General features: G+C 64.9%; 14 protein-coding genes. 10 read left to right on the top strand and 4 right to left on the bottom strand.

Annotation, left to right across the window (positions count from 1 at the left end; translation table 11 throughout):
* Nucleotides 1–12: 12 nt before the first annotated feature.
* The 5 genes from CXY72_RS10880 (at nucleotide 13) to CXY72_RS10860 (ending at nucleotide 5740) form a co-directional block, all read left to right on the top strand.
* Nucleotides 13–1422 carry a TrkH family potassium uptake protein gene (locus tag CXY72_RS10880; protein WP_233197772.1) on the top strand — a complete coding sequence of 470 codons (1410 nt, stop codon included), beginning with the start codon at nucleotides 13–15 and terminating at the stop codon, nucleotides 1420–1422.
* The gene (locus tag CXY72_RS10875) at nucleotides 1415–2113 is read left to right on the top strand and encodes a TrkA family potassium uptake protein (RefSeq protein WP_104127708.1); all 699 of its coding nucleotides are present in this window, start codon (nucleotides 1415–1417) and stop codon (nucleotides 2111–2113) included. The genes CXY72_RS10880 and CXY72_RS10875 overlap by 8 nt, the downstream gene beginning before the upstream one ends.
* Entirely contained in the window at nucleotides 2110–2343 is a 234-nt protein-coding gene (locus CXY72_RS10870; protein ID WP_104127707.1) for a ferrous iron transport protein A, read from the top strand. Before CXY72_RS10875 ends, CXY72_RS10870 begins: the two co-directional genes overlap by 4 nt.
* A gap of 423 nt (nucleotides 2344–2766) precedes the next feature.
* Complete coding sequence (locus tag CXY72_RS10865; RefSeq protein ID WP_104127706.1) at nucleotides 2767–3162, top strand: hypothetical protein; 396 nt, start codon at nucleotides 2767–2769, stop codon at nucleotides 3160–3162.
* Between the two features lie 232 nt (nucleotides 3163–3394).
* A complete protein-coding gene (locus CXY72_RS10860) occupies nucleotides 3395–5740 on the top strand; it encodes a bifunctional SulP family inorganic anion transporter/carbonic anhydrase (RefSeq protein ID WP_104127705.1) in 2346 nt (781 codons plus the stop codon).
* 93 nt (nucleotides 5741–5833) lie between these two features.
* Here CXY72_RS10860 and CXY72_RS10855 read toward each other — a convergent pair whose 3' ends face one another.
* The 4 genes from CXY72_RS10855 to pdhA all read right to left on the bottom strand — a co-directional run bounded on the left by CXY72_RS10855 (nucleotide 5834) and on the right by pdhA (nucleotide 9983).
* Nucleotides 5834–6511, bottom strand: coding sequence for a metalloregulator ArsR/SmtB family transcription factor (locus CXY72_RS10855; RefSeq protein WP_104127704.1), 678 nt, complete (start codon nucleotides 6509–6511; stop codon nucleotides 5834–5836).
* A 62-nt stretch (nucleotides 6512–6573) separates the two neighbouring features.
* Complete coding sequence (locus CXY72_RS10850; RefSeq protein ID WP_199184012.1) at nucleotides 6574–7881, bottom strand: dihydrolipoamide acetyltransferase family protein; 1308 nt, start codon at nucleotides 7879–7881, stop codon at nucleotides 6574–6576.
* Nucleotides 7882–7890: 9 nt separating this feature from the next.
* Nucleotides 7891–8910: an alpha-ketoacid dehydrogenase subunit beta gene (locus tag CXY72_RS10845; RefSeq protein WP_233197771.1), complete on the bottom strand. Its 1020-nt coding sequence runs from the start codon at nucleotides 8908–8910 to the stop codon at nucleotides 7891–7893.
* Nucleotides 8907–9983, bottom strand: coding sequence for a pyruvate dehydrogenase (acetyl-transferring) E1 component subunit alpha (gene pdhA / locus CXY72_RS10840; RefSeq protein WP_104127703.1), 1077 nt, complete (start codon nucleotides 9981–9983; stop codon nucleotides 8907–8909). Before pdhA ends, CXY72_RS10845 begins: the two co-directional genes overlap by 4 nt.
* A 152-nt stretch (nucleotides 9984–10135) precedes the next feature.
* Between pdhA and CXY72_RS10835 the strand changes: the two genes are divergently transcribed.
* From CXY72_RS10835 to narI, 5 genes are all read left to right on the top strand, one after another.
* On the top strand, nucleotides 10136–10855 hold the full coding sequence (locus CXY72_RS10835) for a metalloregulator ArsR/SmtB family transcription factor (protein ID WP_158252545.1): 720 nt from the start codon (nucleotides 10136–10138) through the stop codon (nucleotides 10853–10855).
* A 75-nt stretch (nucleotides 10856–10930) separates the two neighbouring features.
* Complete coding sequence (locus tag CXY72_RS10830) at nucleotides 10931–14719, top strand: nitrate reductase subunit alpha (RefSeq protein WP_233197770.1); 3789 nt, start codon at nucleotides 10931–10933, stop codon at nucleotides 14717–14719.
* Nucleotides 14719–16386, top strand: a complete 1668-nt coding sequence (gene narH / locus CXY72_RS10825) for a nitrate reductase subunit beta (protein ID WP_104127701.1) — start codon at nucleotides 14719–14721, stop codon at nucleotides 16384–16386. The genes CXY72_RS10830 and narH overlap by 1 nt, the downstream gene beginning before the upstream one ends.
* Complete coding sequence (narJ, locus tag CXY72_RS10820) at nucleotides 16383–17108, top strand: nitrate reductase molybdenum cofactor assembly chaperone (RefSeq protein ID WP_233197769.1); 726 nt, start codon at nucleotides 16383–16385, stop codon at nucleotides 17106–17108. The genes narH and narJ overlap by 4 nt, the downstream gene beginning before the upstream one ends.
* On the top strand, nucleotides 17105–17863 hold the full coding sequence (gene narI, locus CXY72_RS10815; RefSeq protein WP_104127700.1) for a respiratory nitrate reductase subunit gamma: 759 nt from the start codon (nucleotides 17105–17107) through the stop codon (nucleotides 17861–17863). Before narJ ends, narI begins: the two co-directional genes overlap by 4 nt.
* Nucleotides 17864–17871: the final 8 nt, after the last annotated feature.

Here is a 17871-nt window from a genome sequence, read left to right as displayed (position 1 = left end):
TAGAGTTGGTCCGTGCACTCACGGGCCATCCGCGAACGCGGCAACACAACGAAGCGGTACCGGCTGCATCCGGCGCAGGTCGTCGTTTCCGGCTTCGCCCTGACCATTTTCGGCGGCACGGCGCTGTTGATGCTGCCGAATGCTCGGGTCGGGCCGGGCGGTGCATCGTTTCTGGAGGCCCTGTTCACCGCGACGAGCGCGGTGTGCGTCACCGGGCTGACCGTCGTCGATACGGCGGTGTACTGGACACCGTTCGGTCAGGTCGTGATTCTGCTGCTCATTCAAATTGGCGGGTTCGGGATCATGTCTTTTGCCTCGGTCGTCGGGCTCGCGATCGCCCGCAAGCTCTCCTTGCGCTCGCGCATCACGGCCGCCGCCGAAACCAAGAGCGTCGGTCTCGCTGACGTGAAGGGGCTGGTGTTCGGTGTCGTGCGGATCTCGCTCGCGATCGAGGTCACCGTGGCGATGATGCTCGCGCTGCGCTTCATGATCGGCTACGGCGAGCCCGTCGGCCGGGCTATCTGGCTGGGGGTGTTCCACTCGGTGTCGAGCTTCAATAATGCCGGCTTCGCCCTGTTCAGCGACAATCTCATGGGATACGCAACGGATGCCTGGATCTGCCTGCCGATCGCCGCCGCCGTCATTCTCGGTGGCCTCGGCTTTCCGGTGATCGTGCAGCTGCGGCGGCAGCTGCGGCGGCAGGGGCGGGGTTCCCGGCACTGGTTACAGCACGCCTGGTCGATTCGCACCTGGACCATGAATACCCGCATCGTGGTGGTCGGCACGCTCGTGCTACTTATTGCCGGAACGGCATACATCACCGCCGTTGAATGGTCGAATCCGAATACTCTCGGCCCATTGGACTGGTCGGGCAAACTACTGGCCGGTTTCTTCCAGTCGGTGCAGACCCGCACCGCCGGTTTCAATAGCATCGACATCGGCCAGCTCGACTCCGCCACCCTGCTCGGGATGGACGTTTTGATGCTGATCGGTGGCGGCCCCGCCGGAACCGCCGGCGGCATTAAAATCACGACGTTCGCCGTACTGTTCTTCATTATCTGGACCGAGGTGCGCGGGCAAGTTGCCGTCAACGTGTTCGGCAAACGGCTTTCCCGGGCGGTGCACCGTGAGGCGATCACGATCTCCCTGCTCGCCGTCGGCGTCATCATTGCCGCGACGGCGGCACTCATGCTCCTGACCGACATCTCTCTGGACGCGCTGCTGTTCGAGACGATCTCCGCTTTTGCAACGGTGGGACTGTCAACCGGGATCACCGCGGGGCTGCCATGGGGAGGGCAGGTCATCCTGATTCTGCTCATGTTCATCGGCCGCCTCGGCCCGATCACCTTCGCGTCGGCCATCGCCCTGCGCGAACGCCACACCACCTACGAACTTCCCAAGGAAAGGCCGATCATTGGCTAAATATTCGCTGTTCGGAAACCGCGACCCCGCCCGCCTCGCCGAAGCTGAGTCGGTCGTCGTCATCGGTCTCGGCCGGTTTGGCAGCGCGCTCGCGCTCGAACTCATGAACAGTGGCACCGAGGTGCTCGGCATCGACGGGGACGAAGAGGTGGTACAGATGCACAACCGACTGCTCACCCACGTGGTGCGTGCCGACTCCACCAAGGAGGCGACCCTGCGGGAGCTCTCGGTACCCGACTTCTCCAGCGTGGTCGTGGCGATCGGCGGCGATATCCAGGCAAACATCCTCACCGCTTCGCTGCTGCTCAAGCTGGGCATCGCGAACATCTGGGCCAAAGCGGTCAGCGACCCGCACGGCGAGATCCTGACCCAGCTCGGCGTCAACCATGTCATCTACCCGGAGAAAGATATGGGCAAGCGAGTTGCGCACCTGGTGCGCGGCGCCATGCAGGACTATATCGAGATCGGCGAGAACTTTGCGCTGGTCAAGACGGCACCGCCGCGGGCGCTCATCGGCGTACCTCTCGGCCAGGCCAAGGTGCGTGCCCGTTACGGCATCACCGTCACCGCGTTTCACCGCCCCGGCACAGGCTGGAGCTACACCTCGCTCGACACCGTGATCGAAGATGGCGACATCATTCTCATCGCCGGAGAATCTGCGCGAGTCGAAGAATACAGCCTGATGCGATGAGTTCCCCCTTCGTTTTTCTCACGGACGCACCGCTTGGCACTCGCGTCGTCGTGCGCACCAGCATTCCGGGTGGATACACGGACGCGCTGGGCTTTCTGCGGAGCCGCAGCGCGGTATCCGTTTCGGTGGAGACCCGGCGCGGACTGGTCACACTCGCGATGGCTGACGTCGTGGCCGCGAAGCTCGTGCCGCCGGCGCCCGAACCAAGACCGCGCCGGGCCCAGGCCTGAAGCTTCCGGTTGACGTGAGGATCTGAACCAGAACGTGCACCCAAAACGCTTCCGCCACCTACCGCGCTGAGCCTTCCTGACCGCGCTGCGCTTTTCTGGCCGCGCTGAGTCTTTCTGACCGCGCTGCGCTTTTCTGGCCGCGCTGAGTCTCTCTGACCGCGCTGCGCTTTTCTGACCGCGCTGAGTCTTTCTGACCGCGCTGAGGCTCCGTCCGGCCCGTCCATCAGTTGCGTGGCGCGTGCGGCGTGCCCTGAAGGTTTCGTGACGAGTGCGTGAACATCTAGCGTTGATTTGCCTTCTGGTCAGGTTAAACAGAGATTATCTTGCTACTTTTTACCTTCCAGATCACCTGAGTTTTCAGCGGTCGGAAGGCTCGCGGTCGTGGGTCGACGACGACCTGAGGTGCCGATAAGGAGGTACCCGATGACCCCTGCGTTTCAGGCGGCGGGTGACCTGCGCCGCACCGTGACGATGATGCTGGCCCTTATCGGCACGACCATCTCGTTGATCTTCGGACACTCCCTCGACGGGGCGCTCCTGGCCGATTCGGGTGACAGCGCTGCCACTTCGGCGATCAGCTCCGTGCAGGTCGTCGGAACAGAGCCGGCCGCACCGGCACTCCAGGTCAACGACGCGGATCTCTGCGCGGCGGCAGAGCCCGGGCGAGGCATCGTTCTGCCTCGAGCGCTTATTCGCCAGCCCAGCGCCCTCACAGTGTTGTCTTTCGCGCCGCGCATTCGCTGGTCGGCAGCAATACGCTGCCTGGAGGCCCCGCCTCGCCCGGTCACGCTTACCGCACTGTGCATCAGCCAGACCTAGAAGTCGAGCAGATTCCCACGGCAGAGCACCCCGCCACGCAATTCCTGCCCAGAGACAGTGCACGCCTTTCACGTGCCCCCAGGAGCGGGTTGGTTGCGCGCTCACTGAGACCAGCGCGTCCACGGAGACTTATCGGCACCCGCCTATCGGCGTCCCGAGACTCGGCGCCTGGTGCGATGGCCTGTCTCCGGACCCAGGCAGCACGAATATTCTACGAACGAAGGACTTTTTCATGACCACGCACTTCACCCATTCGGCCTCCTCGCCCCCCGGAACGTCGCGCAGCGGGCGCATTCGCAGTTTCCTGACGAACGACCTGCGTTTCAACTTTCCCGCGTCGTTCGTCGTTTTTCTCGTAGCCGTCCCCCTCTCGCTGGGCATCGCAGCGGCGTCGGGCGCGCCGGTCATGGCCGGTCTGATTGCCGCCGCCGTTGGCGGGATCGTCGCGGGCAGCCTCGGCGGTTCTCCGCTGCAGGTCAGCGGCCCCGCCGCTGGGCTGACCGTGATCGTCGCCGGCCTCATCGACCAGTTCGGGTGGCAGGCGACCTGCGCGATCACCGTCGCCGCCGGGTTTGTGCAGATCGTCTTTGGCTCCTGTCGCATCGGCCGGGCGGCACTGGCCGTCTCCCCGGTGGTCGTGCACGCCATGCTCGCTGGCATCGGAATCACCATCGTGCTGCAACAGCTGCATGTCATGATCGGCTCCGAATCGAGCAGCTCAGCCCTCGCGAACATTACGAGCCTCCCCGCAGCGCTCGCGGCCGCGAATCTTCCGGCCGTGCTCCTCGGTGCCCTGGTCATCGCCATCCTGGTGCTCTGGAAACGACTGCCGCCAGCCGTGCGCCGGGTTCCAGGACAGCTCGTTGCCGTGGTCGGCGTCACGATCCTGTCGGTACTGCTCGGTGCCAACGTGGAACGCGTCACCTTCGACGGGTCAATTCTCGACGCCCTGTCTTTTCCCGAGGTTCCCGAGGGAAACTGGCAGGCGATCATGATGGGCGTTCTGTCTATCGCGTTGATCGCGAGCATCGAATCGTTGCTTTCTGCGGTGGCACTCGACAAGATGCACACCGGACCGCGCACCAACTTCAACCGCGAACTTCTGGGGCAGGGGGCGGCGAACATGCTCTCCGGTGCGATCGGCGGTTTGCCCGTCACCGGGGTCATCGTGCGCAGTGCTACCAACGTGGAAGCGGGTGCACGGTCGCGCACGTCCACCATTTTGCACGGCGTGTGGATTTTGGTCTTCTCGTTGCTGTTCGCCGGTCTGATTCAGCAGATTCCGCAGGCGGTGCTCGCGGGACTTCTGATCGTCGTGGGCGTGCGGCTGGCGAGCCTGGCCAATTTCAAGACCGCCCGACGCACCGGCGACCTGCTGGTGTACTGCATCACTTTGATCGGGGTCGTGTTTCTCAACCTGCTTGAGGGGGTCATGATCGGACTCGCCTTGGCAGCCGCCCTCGTTTTGTGGCGTGTGGTTCGCGCCTCCATCCACGCCGAACCAGCGGGTCCTCCGGAATCGAAATTGTGGCGGGTTGTGATCGAGGGGTCGTGCAGTTTTCTGTCGCTCCCGCGCTTGAATTCTGTTCTGAGCTCTGTGCCAGCGGGTTCCCACGTCACGATCGATCTGGCGGTCGATTTCTTCGACCATCCGGCCTACGAGACGCTCAGCGCCTGGCAACGTCAACACGAGAGCACCGGCGGCACGGTACAGATCGACGAGGGCGGCGCCGCAACCCTCGAATTGGCGGCGGCACTCCCGCCCCGCAGAAACTCGGCACCGTCCACGACCCGCCTCGGTTTTGCGCCCTGGAAGGCCTGGCAGGGCCGTGACCGCGGCGGAGCCAACAGCTACGCGCACCCGCGTCCGCTGAACCCGGTGATCCACGGCATCGACGACTATCACCGTCGCCATGCGGCTCGCGTGCGCCCGCACATGCAGGAGGTGGCCGACTCCCAGAATCCCGACACCGTGTTCCTGACCTGCGCGGACTCCCGCATCATTCCCAACCTGATCACGAGCAGCGGCCCCGGTGACCTGTTCACGGTGCGCAATATCGGTAACGTCGTGTGCGCGCACGGTACAGAACCCTCGATCGACGCGGCGCTCGCGTTCGGTCTTGACGAACTATCCGTGAATTCAATTGTGGTGTGTGGCCATTCCGGCTGCGGTGCCATGGCGGCCGTGCACAATGAGCAGGCGCGGGAGGAGACGGAGGCGATGGACGTGACAGATGCGACAGAGGCGGCCGCCGAGGATAGCGCCGGCCGCCAACGGGGAGCCATCGATGCCTGGCTCGATCATGTGCGCCCCAGCCGTGAAGCCCTTCGCAACGGACATCCCGTTGGGCGGGCGGCACGAGATGCTGGTTTCAGCGAGGTCGACCAGCTGCAGAATTTGCAGCGGCATCCGCTTGTCGGCCCGGCGGTCGCGAGCGGTCGCGTGCATCTTGCCGGCGTCTTCTACGACCTGTCCACGGCGCGGGTGATCTGGATCACGGCCGACGGAATCGACCACCTCGACCGGGTGAACGCCCCTTCACCGGAGGGCGCGGGACTGGGGGCGGCCGCGCTGTGAAGGCGTGCTATCCCACGTGCGCGGTGGATCCGGGTTGAGCGGGGAACAGTCCGTGCCCGAGTCGACGGGCCCGAGGCGCGACCTGAGCCGGGACTAACCCAACTCGACCGGAGCGGCATTCCAGTTGCTGCCGAGGTCGACGACACAGAGGTGCGGGCCGACGAAGGGGCGCAGCTCGATCACGCTGTCGTCGTGACCGAGCGTGCGCGCCACCCGCTGGATGAGCCCGAGGTGCACGGCGCAGACCACACCCGGGTTTTCGCGGGCGGCCTCGCGAAACGGGCAGGCCGTGAGCGCGATCGATTGCGTGGACTCATCGAGTTCGGGGGCGAATTCGAGCTCGTCGAGTAATTCGACCAGCGGGGCGGCGCCCGCTCCGGTCGATGCTGCGAGGCCGCCGGTGAAGGCCTCCGACCACTTCTCGCCGGCCCGAATAGCCCGCGCACGGCCGCCGTCGTCGTCTTCGGCAAGCACGCTGGCGAGCGCGTGGCTGAGCTGGTCGCGCGTGTCTACGCGCGCGGCGGCCACGGCACGAAAGCGGATGCGCGGCCGGCCCCGCTGGCCGGACCGCACGGCCTCTCGTTCGATGAGCCGGGCGGCCAGAAGCTGGTCGAGGTGAAACCTGGCCGTGGTGACGTGCAGATTCATCCGTTCGGCGACGGCGGCCGCGTCGAGCGGTTCGCTGGAGGCGACCAGAAACTGGAGCACGCTGCGCCGAATCGGCGACGCCAGCGCGGCGTGCCAGGCGGGAGTGCGTTCGTCGGAATCCACCCCACAAGACTAACCCGGAATTATGAGGAGTCGCGTACTTTTAATCTTGTGGGGTGGGCCGGCTAGAGAACGATGCGCAGCGGCTCTTCAAGCAGGGTCGTGAGATCGCGCAGGAACGCTGCCGCGACGGCGCCGTCGAGTACTCGATGGTCGACGGTCAGGGTGATCTTCACTGTTGGTACCGTCACGAGAACGCCGTCCCGTACCGCGGGAACGTCGCTCGCCGCGCCGATTGCCAAGATACCGGCCTCTGGCGGGTTCAATACGGCGGTGAAGGAGTCGATGCCGAACATGCCGAGGTTGCTGATGGTGAAGGTTCCCCCCGACATCTGGGCGAGGGACAGGCTGCCGGTGCGGGCGAGGCCGGCCAGGGCCCGGGTTTCGATGGCGATGGCACCGAGCGACTTTTGGTCGGCATCGGCGACGACGGGAACGAGGAGTCCATCGTCGGTCGCGACGGCCACGCCGACGTTGACATGGTTATGGCGCAGAATCACGCCGTCGCCCCAGGACGCGTTCACTTCGGGGTGCGCGCGCAGCGCGACCGCGCTGGCGCGCACGAACAGGTCGTTCAGGCTCACCTTGGTGCCGAGGGCGGCGAGCGATTCGTTGACGTCGGCGCGGAAAGCGACCAGCCGTTCAACGTTGACGACGCTGGTGAGGAAGAAGTGCGGAACGGCCTGACTCTCGGTGAGTCGGCGGGCCGTGACGGCGCGAATGCGGCTGACCGGCACGGAGACGGAGTCGGCCGAAACGACGGCCGGTGTTGCTGCGGCCGGTGCTGCGGCCGGTGCTGCGGCCGGTGTTGCCGTCGGTGTTGCGGCTTGATGCGCCGTCAGGACAGCGGATGCTGCCGCCTCCTGGGCCAAAATCGCCCTGTCGACGTCGGTGCGCGTGATGCGGCCCTGCGGTCCGGTGCCTGCGATGGTGTGCAGGTCGATACCGTGCTCACGGCCGATTTTGCGGGCCAGCGGCGAGGTGCGCAGTTCGCCCGTCTGGGTTGCCGTGTGTGTGTCCGGTGTGGGGGCATCCGCTGGGGGGATGACTGGGGGAGTTGCTGCTGCAGCGACTGCGACCGGAGCTGCCGGGGCCGCGACCGGGGCTGCCGGGGCTGCGCCTTCAGCGACGATGTTGCTCCCGTCGCCGATGCGCGCAACCGGTGCACCGATCGGTACGAGCGCGCCGGCGACGACGAGCAGCTGCTCGAGAATGCCGTTGTCGAAGGCTTCCAGGTCCATCGTGGCCTTGTCGGTCTCGATTTCGGCGAGCACGTCACCCTTGTGAATCTCGTCGCCGACCTGCTTCATCCAGCGGCTGAGTTCGCCCTCCTCCATGGTGTCGGAGAGACGGGGCATAATGACGTCGGGCATGGCCGGCTCCTACTTGTCGTTCGGGGTAGATGAAATGTTGAGTACCTCGCGCACGACCCTGGCGAGATCGGCGGCGCTGGGCAGAGCGGCCTTCTCGAGGGATTTGGCGTAGGGCAACGGCACCTCTGCGGCGGCGACGCGACGCACCGGCGCGTCGAGAAAGTCGAAGACTCCCTCGCCGATGGTCGCCGATATCTCGGCGCCGATGCCGTAGCTGAGCCAGTCGTCTTCGAAGACGACGGCGTGGCCGGTCTTCTTCACCGAGGCGCAAATGGTGTCGCGGTCGAGCGGCCGCAGGCTGCGCAGGTCGACGACTTCGATCGACAGACCCTCCGCCTCGAGCTGGCGAGCCACTTCGAGAGCTGTTGTGGTGCCGCGCGAGTAGCTTACGATGGTGAGGTCGGTGCCGGTCTTGACCACAGCAGCCTTGCCGATCTCGGCAACCTGCTCGTCGTTGGGAACTTCGCCCTTGGCGCTGTAAAGCGAAAGGTTCTCCAGAAAAATCACCGGGTCGTCATCACGAATGGCAGCGGTGAGGAGTGCCTTGGCATCGGCCGGAGTCGACGGGGCGACGACCTTGAGTCCCGGAATGTGCGCGTACCAGACCTCGAGGTTCTGCGAGTGGGTCGCGGCCAGCTGTTGGCCACCGCCGCCGGGCATGCGAATGACCAGGGGAATGGACACCTGGCCGGCGAACATCGACCGCATCTTGGCTGCGTGGTTCACGATCTGGTCGATCGCGATGAGGCTGAAATTGATGGTCATGATCTCGACCACCGGGCGCATTCCCAGCATCGCGGCCCCGAGGGCTGCCCCCACGAAACCCTCTTCGGCGATCGGGGCGTCGATCACCCGGTCGGGTCCGAAGTCTTCAAGCAGTCCGACGGTGATCTTATAAGATCCCTCGAAGATGCCGATCTCTTCACCGATGAGGAAGACCTTGTCGTCACGTTCGAGCTCAGCGCGCAGTGTCTCGTTGAGCGCCTGGCGGTAGGTGATCGTGCGGGTGGTTGCTACTTCGGTGTTCACAGTGCGTCCATAACGGGTTCTCCGGCCAAGGCGGTTGGCATATTTGCCACCGCGGTCGCGTATACATATTTGAACAGGTCGTCAACATCGGGCTCGGGGCTCTCGTCGGCGAAAACGACCGCCTCGGACACGCGCACATCGGCGGCCTCGTCAATGGCGGCGGCATCCGTTTCGCTGAGCACTCCGGCGCTGATCAGCTTGGCACGAAAGCTCGGTACCGGGTCGGACTGCTGGGCGATGGTCGTGTCTTCGCTCGAGCGGTAGCGGGCCGGGTCGACCACGGAATGGCCGCGCAACCGGTAGCACATGACCTCGAGCAGCACCGGCTGGCGCGACTCGCGGGCCTGCTGGAGTGCATCGCGGGCGGCGTCGCGCACGGCAAGAACGTCGTCGCCGTCAACTCGTACGCCGGGCATGCGATACGACGCGCCGCGCTTGTACAGGTCGGGTTCAGCGGATGCTTTCTCCACCGTTGTGCCCATGCCCAGCCCGTTGTTGACGATCACGTAGACGATCGGAAGTTTCCACAGCCCGGCCAGGTTGAGCGATTCGTGGAACGCGCCGATGTTGGTGGTGCCGTCACCGAGCAGGCACATCACCGCCGCAGCGTCGGGGCCAGCCACTTCCTGATTTTTCAAGGCGAGTGCGGCGCCGGTCGCCGGGGGAATCTGCCCGCCGACGATGCCGTAGCCGCCGAACAGGCGCGTTTCGGCGTCGAACAGGTGCATCGAACCGCCGCGTCCGCCCGAGACGCCGGTGACTTTGCCGAACAGTTCGGCCATGACCCGCTCGGGCGACAGCCCGCGCAGCAGTGCATAGCCGTGGTCGCGGTAGCCGGTGAACAGATAATCACGGGCCTCGATGGCGGCCATCAGGCCGACCACCGTGGCTTCTTCGCCGAGGTTCAGGTGGCAGTAGCCGCCGATCTTGGCCCGGGCATACATCTCGCTGGAGCGCAGCTCGAAGGCTCGCACCAACGACATCTGTTCGTAATAGTCACGCAGGGTGTCGGCGGGCTCACCACCCGTGGACTCAACTGTTGACTCCGGTCGCGTGCGGGCTTTTGCCGCCATGTGATCCCACTTCCTGCGTGCTTCGTCTGACCAGACTAATACTGTGTGCTGAATATTTTCTTTTTCCACCATGCAGCGGAAGGATCTGCGGGAAGAAAGAAAGAAACTGATCGATTCTGCTGCCGCACATGATTGGTGCCCATAATAGACTCATGGCCGCCCAACCCCCGAGTTACAAAACGCTCGCCAGTCTCAGCCGCATGAACCTGCTTTACCAGCTGCAAAGCCGCGGAACGATGACCGTGAACGACCTCGCCGAAGCCGCCGGTCTGCATCACAACACCGCCCGCGAACACCTCGACCGCCTGATCAACGAGGGCTTTGTCACCTGCGCGCCCGAGTCGCGCGACAGTAAGGGTCGTCCCAAAATGCTCTATACCGCTGCGGACGGAGTCAGTGCCGAGCTCGGGTCGATTCGCAGCCGCAAGATTGAGGCCGCGCAGGAGCGTGCCGACCAGCTGCGACGGATGCTGCCACTGCTGCCCGCCGGTCAGGGGTTCGCCGGTTGCTCTGGTCCGGCTGCGCAACGGCAGCTCGATGCGCTCGACGACCACCTCGACCAGGCCGGTTTCGACGCGAGCATCGCCGCGAACCGTGCACAACTCAACCTGCGTGACTGCCCGTACTCGGAAATGGTCAAGGACCATCCCGAGGTCTGCGGCGTGCATTACCGCTTGATTCAGGGTGTGCTGGAGCAGGCCGACGGCCCACTCCGGGCGGTCGGCTTGAACCTCATCGATGCCCCGCACCTCTGCGTGATCGACGTGGTGGCCGTTTCCGGTGCCCGCGACAGCGAACAGAGTGCCCAAAAAGCAGATGCAGGCTCGTGTGAATTGGGGCAAAACATTATTCACGGTATTTCGCGGTTGTAGCCGTTTTACCCAGCGGCAAAGCTTATTTCGAGGGTGAGTGCCGCAGCGGCATTCCCCGGCAGGTAAGGGACAGCCGTGAAAAAGCGCATAAACACCAGCACTAGAGTTTCCACCAGCGCCGCGACCAAGCCCGGCACCGACGGCCCGGTCGCCGACTCTTTGATCAAGCTCGGCCGCTTTCTGCGCCGCGGCGAAACCAGCGAAGACCTGCGCAGCGTGTTCAAGAACGGCGGCCGCGCCGCCGACACGTTCTACCGTGACCGGTGGACCCACGATAAAGAGGTGCGGTCCACCCACGGCGTGAACTGCACCGGCAGCTGCTCGTGGAAGGTGTACGTCAAAGACGGCATCATCACCTGGGAAACCCAACAGACCGACTATCCCAGTGTCGGCCCGGACAGCCCCGAATACGAACCGCGCGGTTGCCCCCGCGGCGCCGCTTTCAGTTGGTACACCTACTCGCCGACCCGGGTGCGCTACCCGTACGTGCGCGGTGTACTGCTGAACCTCTATCGCGAAGCGAAGGCCCGTCTAGGCGACCCGGTGCTCGCCTGGGCGGAGATCACCGATAACCCCGAGACCGCCCGCCAGTACAAGAGTGCCCGCGGGCAGGGCGGACTGGTGCGTGCCAGCTGGGATGAGGCCGCCGAAATCGTCGCCGCCGCACACGTGCACACCATCAAGAAATACGGCCCGGACCGGATTGCCGGTTTCAGCCCGATTCCGGCCATGTCGATCGTGTCCCAGGGCGTTGGCAACCGCTTCATCTCGCTGCTCGGTGGCACCATGCTCTCGTTCTACGACTGGTACGCCGACCTGCCGGTGGCGAGCCCACAGGTGTTCGGCGACCAGACCGACGTTCCCGAATCGGCCGACTGGTGGAACTCGAGCTACCTGATCATGTGGGGCTCCAACGTTCCCGTTACCCGCACCCCCGATGCCCACTTCATGGTGGAAGCCCGTTACCGCGGCCAGAAAGTCATCACGGTCTCGCCCGACTATGCCGACAACTCCAAGTTCGCCGACGAGTGGCTTGCCGTGCACCCCGGCACCGACGGCGCCCTCGCGCTCGCCATGGGGCACGTCGTGCTAAAGGAATTTCTGGTCGACCGGCGCACCCCGTGTTTCGTTGACTATATGAAGAAGTTCAGCGACTCCTCCTACCTGATCGCACTCACCCCGCGCCAGGATGCCTGGGTTCCCGGCAAGTTCCTGACGGCTGACGCGCTGCCCGGCACCGACGCATCGGTGTCGAGCGCTGCCTTCAAAACCCTCATGCTCGACGAAAACGCCGAACCGTTCGTGCCGAACGGTTCGATCGGCCACCGGTTCAGCGAGGCCGACAAGGGCACCTGGAACCTCGACCTCGAGGGCCGCGATCCGCTGCTCTCGATAGCGGATGCCCCCGATTACGACGGTGCCACCGTCGCAATCGACCTGCCCCGCTTCGACGTCACGCCGGGCGCAGATAATGCCGGTGAACAGCACGCTGGAGCGGCCGGTATCGTGCGCCGCGGCGTACCGGTACGCCTCGTCGCCGGCGTGCTTGTGACGACCGTGTTCGACCTGCTGCTCGCCCAGTACGCCGTCGGTCGTCCCGGCCTGCCGGGCGTGTGGCCCACCGGGTACGACGACGCGACGACGCCCGGCACCCCTGCCTGGCAGGAAGAGATCACCTCGGTGCCGTGGCAGGCCGCCGCGCGCATCGGCCGCGAGTTCGCGCAGAATGCCGAGGACTCACAGGGTCGTTCGATGATTCTGATGGGCGCCGGCACCAACCACTGGTTCCACTCCGACACCATCTACCGCGCCTTTCTCGCACTCACCACCATGACCGGCTGCCAGGGCGTCAACGGCGGCGGCTGGGCCCACTATGTCGGCCAGGAAAAGGTGCGCCCCCTCACCGGATACGGCCAATACGCCTTCGGCCTGGACTGGGTACGACCGCCGCGCCAGATGATCGGCACCGGCTTCTTCTACCTCGCCACCGACCAGTGGCGCTACGACGGACTCAGCGCCGACACCCTGGCAAGCCCGCTCGGCGCCGGCATATTCACGGGACGCACCACCGCGGACACCATGGTCGACTCGGCCAAACGCGGCTGGATGCCCAGCTACCCCACCTTCAACCGCAACTCGCTCGACCTCGTCGACGACGCCGCAGCCGCGGGCCAAGCGCCAGCGGAATACGTGGTCGATTCGCTCCGGGACGGCTCGCTCGAGTTCTCCTGCGAAGACCCCGACGCCCCCGAGAACTTTCCCCGCGTGCTCGTGGTGTGGCGGGCCAACGTGCTCGGCTCTTCCGGCAAGGGCAACGAGTATTTTCTCAAGCACCTGCTCGGGGCGCCCTCCGCTGTGCGCGCCGTCGAATCGATGCCGGCTCGCCGTCCGAAAACCATGAAATGGCATGAGAGCGCGCCGGAGGGCAAGCTCGACCTGATGGTCACGAGCGACTTCCGCATGACGTCGACGACTATTTACAGTGACGTGGTGTTGCCCCCGGCCACCTGGTACGAGAAGAACGATCTCTCAACGACGGACATGCATCCGTTCATCCACTCGTTCAACCCCGCGATCGCTCCGCCGTGGCAGGCCAAGACCGACTTCGACATCTTTCACGTGCTCGCCGCGAAAATCTCCGAAATGTCGGTGACGCACCTGGGCGTGCGGAAAGACCTCGTCGCCGCTCCGCTGCAGCACGACACCCCCGACGGCATGGCCACGCCGCACGGTATTGTGCTCAGCGACCAGCCGCTCATTCCCGGGGTCACCATGCCGAGGCTCGTCGTTGTCGAACGCGACTATCCGGCCTTTGCCGCGCAGCTCGGCGCGCTCGGCCCGCTCACCGCGAAGCTCGGCATGGTCACCAAAGGGGTGAAATTCAACCCCGACGTGGAGGTCGCCTACCTCGGCAAGAAGAATGGCCTGGTGCCCAGCGGGCCAGCCGCCGGCCGTCCGCGCCTGTCGACGGCGATCCACGCCTGCGAAATGGTGCTGGCACTGTCCGGCACCACCAACGGCCGCCTCGGCACCCAGGGTTTTCGCCAGCTCGAGGAACGCACCGGCGTCAAGCTCGCCCAACTGGCCAGCGACAACGAGGGCCGCCGATTCAGCTACCCGGATGTGCAGGGAGCGCCGGTTCCGGTGCTTACCTCCCCGGAGTGGTCGGGTTCCGAGCACGGTGGTCGCCGCTACAGCGCTTTCACCATCAACGTCGAGCACCTGAAGCCCTGGCATACCCTCACCGGTCGCCAGCACTTCTACCTCGACCACGACTGGATGATCGAGCTCGGCGAGCAACTCCCCATCTTTCGGCCGCCGCTGGACATGCACCGCCTGTTCGACGATTCGATCGTCGGCGCGACCAGCGTCTCAAGTGCCGGGGTGACCGGAGCCGCAGGTCACGCGGAGGTCGCCGTGCGCTATCTGACCCCGCACTCGAAGTGGTCGATCCACTCCGAATACCAGGACAACCTGCTCATGCTCTCGCTCTCTCGCGGCGGGCCGACCATCTGGATGAGCCCGCAGGACGCCGACAAGATCGGCGTGCGCGACAACGAGTGGATCGAGTCGTACAACCGCAACGGCGTCGTCGTGGCGAGGGCGATCGTCTCGCACCGCATGCCGGAAGGCACGGTGTACATGTACCACGCGAAGGACCGCACCATCAACGTGCCGGTCGCCGAAACCAGCGGTATGCGCGGCGGCACCAACAACGCGCTGACCCGCATCCTCTTGAAACCCAGCCACCTGATCGGCGGCTACGCCCAGCTGTCCTTCGCCTTCAACTACCTCGGCCCAACCGGGAACCAACGCGACGAGGTCACCGTGATTCGTCGTCGCAGCCAGAAAGTGGACTACTAATGCGTGTCATGGCCCAGATGTCGATGATTATGAACCTCGACAAGTGCATCGGGTGTCACACCTGCTCCGTCACCTGCAAGCAGGTGTGGACCAACCGCACCGGTGTGGAGTACGCCTGGTTCAACAATGTGGAGACGCGGCCCGGCATCGGCTACCCGCGCGAGTACGAGAACCAGGAGAAGTGGAAGGGCGGCTGGGTGCGTAACAGTCGCGGTCGCCTGCAGCTGAAGGTCGGCGGGAGGTTGAAGAAGCTCTCGCAGATTTTCAACAACCCCAACCTGCCGCAAATCGACGACTATTACGAGCCGTGGACCTACGACTACGACATGCTCACCACCGCCCCGGCCGGCACGCAAAGCCCGGTCGCCCGCCCGAAGTCGCTTTTGACCGGCCAGGACATGGACATCAAATGGTCGGGCAACTGGGACGACAACCTGGGCGGCTCGCAGGAAACTGCCGCGCAGGACCCGATTCTCGCCACGATGAGCGAGCACGTGAAGATGGAGTTCGAAGAGACCTTCATGTTCTACCTGCCGCGCATCTGCGAGCACTGCCTCAACCCCGCCTGCGTGGCGGCCTGCCCCTCCGGCGCCATGTACAAGCGTGAAGAAGACGGCATCGTGCTCGTGGACGAAGACGGATGCCGCGGCTGGCGCATGTGCGTCTCCGCCTGCCCCTATAAGAAGGTGTACTTCAACCACAAAACGGGCAAGGCCGAGAAGTGCACGCTCTGCTACCCACTGATCGAGCAGGGCAAGCCCACCATCTGCTCCGAAACCTGCGTCGGACGCCTGCGTTACCTGGGCCTCATGCTCTACGACGCTGACGCGGTGCTCGCCGCGGCCTCGATCGCAAACGATCAGGACCTGCTCGACGCCCAACGCGCCTGCTTTCTCGACCCGTTCGACCCCGAGGTCATCGCCGCTGCCAAGGCAGAGGGCATGGCTGACGACTGGATCGAAGCGGCCCAGAACAGCCCCATCTACAAGCTCATCTCCGAGTACGAGATCGCCCTGCCGCTGCACCCGGAATACCGCACCATGCCCATGGTCTGGTACATCCCCCCGCTCTCGCCCGTGGTCGATGTCGTCAGCAACTCGGGCAGCGACGGGGAAGACGCCCGCACCCTGTTCGCCGCGATCGACAAGCTGCGCATCCCGGTGGAATACCTCGCCGGGCTGTTCTCGGCCGGCGACGTGGTTCCGGTGGAGCTGTCGCTGCGCAAGCTCGCCGCGATGCGCGCCTATATGCGCGATATCAACCTCGGCAACGAGCCTGACGAGCGCATTCCGAACGCGGTGGGCATGACCGGCGAGACCATTCAGGCCATGTACCGGCTGCTCGCAATTGCCAAGTACGAAGACCGCTATGTCATTCCCAAGGCCCACGTCGAGACCGCGCGTGAGCTTGAAGAGCTCGGTTGCTCGCTCGACGCCGACGGCGGCCCCGGCATGGGCGGGCCCGGCTCTGCCGGGCACAGTGGCCCATACGGCAACACCGTGGGTATGCCACTCGGTGCCACCGTCGACAACTACAACCAGATGACCGGGCGTCCGAGTGCGACCGCGCCGACCACCCCGGGCCGGGTCAACCTGCTCAACTGGAACGGTAACGGAGCGCCCCAGGGCATGTTCCCGCCGATAGCGGATGCCGGGAGCCCCGCGTGAACGTCGGCACCCTGGGCGCACGGATGAATTTCGGCTTTCGGGCGCCCAAGACGGCCCCGCGGGCGCTTGCGGCCGTTCCGCTGACGCCCGTGCAAGGAGTGGTCGCGCACATGGCGGCGTCGATTCTGCTCGACTACCCCGCGCCCGAGCGGCGGGCGCAGTTTTCGTTGGTGGAGGCATCCGTTGCGGATCTGCCCGGTGAACTGCGCCGCAGTTTCCAAGCATTTTTCACCGCGGTCAACACGCTCAGCCAGCAGGAGCTCGAAACGCACTTCACTGCGATTTTCGACCTGAAACGCAAATGTTGCCCGTACCTCACCTACTACGCCGCCGGCGATACCCGCCGCCGCGGTATGGCGCTCGTGCGGTTCGTCGAGGCCTACCGGGCGGCGGGCTGGCAGGTGGATGCCGATGAACTGCCCGACTACCTGCCGATGGTGCTGGAATTCTCAGCGCTTTCCGATTCGCCGATCGCGCAAGAACTGCTCGCCGCGCACCGCGACGGCATCGAAGTGTTGCGCTCGGCGCTCGAAAAGTTCGACAGTCCCTACGCGCACCTGGTGGGGGCGGTGTGCCTGTCGTTGCCCGTGATCGACGACGAGACCCGCGAACGCTACCTCAACCTGGTCAATGAGGGGCCGCCGACCGAGACGGTCGGCATGACCTACCTCGGCAATTTGAAGCCGTTTTCCGCGCACGCGAACGAAGATGTGAGAGTATGACCGCCTGGGATTACCTGCTCTGGGTCGCTTTTCCCTACGCCGCGACGGGCGTTTTCGTGGTGGGGCACCTGTTGCGCTACCGCTATGACCAGTTCGGCTGGACCTCGCGATCCAGTCAGACCTACGAGAACCGCCTGCTGCGCTGGGGTTCACCCATGTTTCACTATGGCATTCTCATGGTGATCGGCGGGCATGTCGTCGGCCTGTTCATTCCCAAGCCGTGGCTGGAATTCTTCGGCGTGACCGAGCACATATACCACCTCGGTGCAACCTGGCTGGGCAGCTTCGCCGCCGTACTCACCGTCTCCGGGCTCGCCATTTTGATCTACCGCCGCCGCCTGACCAAACGGGTACTGCTGGTCACGACGGTAATGGACAAAGTCATGTACGTGTTCCTGGCCGGTACGATCACCTTTGGCACGACGGCGACCGTGCTGTATCAAATCTTTGGCGGCGGCTACGACTATCGCGGGTCGATCTCCCCCTGGATCCGCTCACTGTATAGCCTGCAGCCCGACCCGTCGCTGATGAGCGACGTGCCGTTCTTCTTTCAACTGCACGTGCTGACGGCCACGATGCTGTTCCTGCTCTGGCCGTTCACCCGACTGGTGCATGTGTTCTCGGCGCCGCTCGGCTACCTCGTGCGTCCCTACGTGGTCTACCGTTCCCGCGACGACCCGCGAGGCGCCGGTTCGCGGGCGCCCCACCGGGGCTGGGAGAAAAGCGAGCGCCCGCTGGAGCGCTCCAGAAAGTAGTCTGTTTT

The organism is Cryobacterium sp. Y57 (genome assembly GCF_002929505.1).
Lineage (GTDB): Bacteria > Actinomycetota > Actinomycetes > Actinomycetales > Microbacteriaceae > Cryobacterium.
Note: the sequence above shows the minus strand (reverse complement) of the source record. Positions and strands in the feature narration are given on the sequence as shown.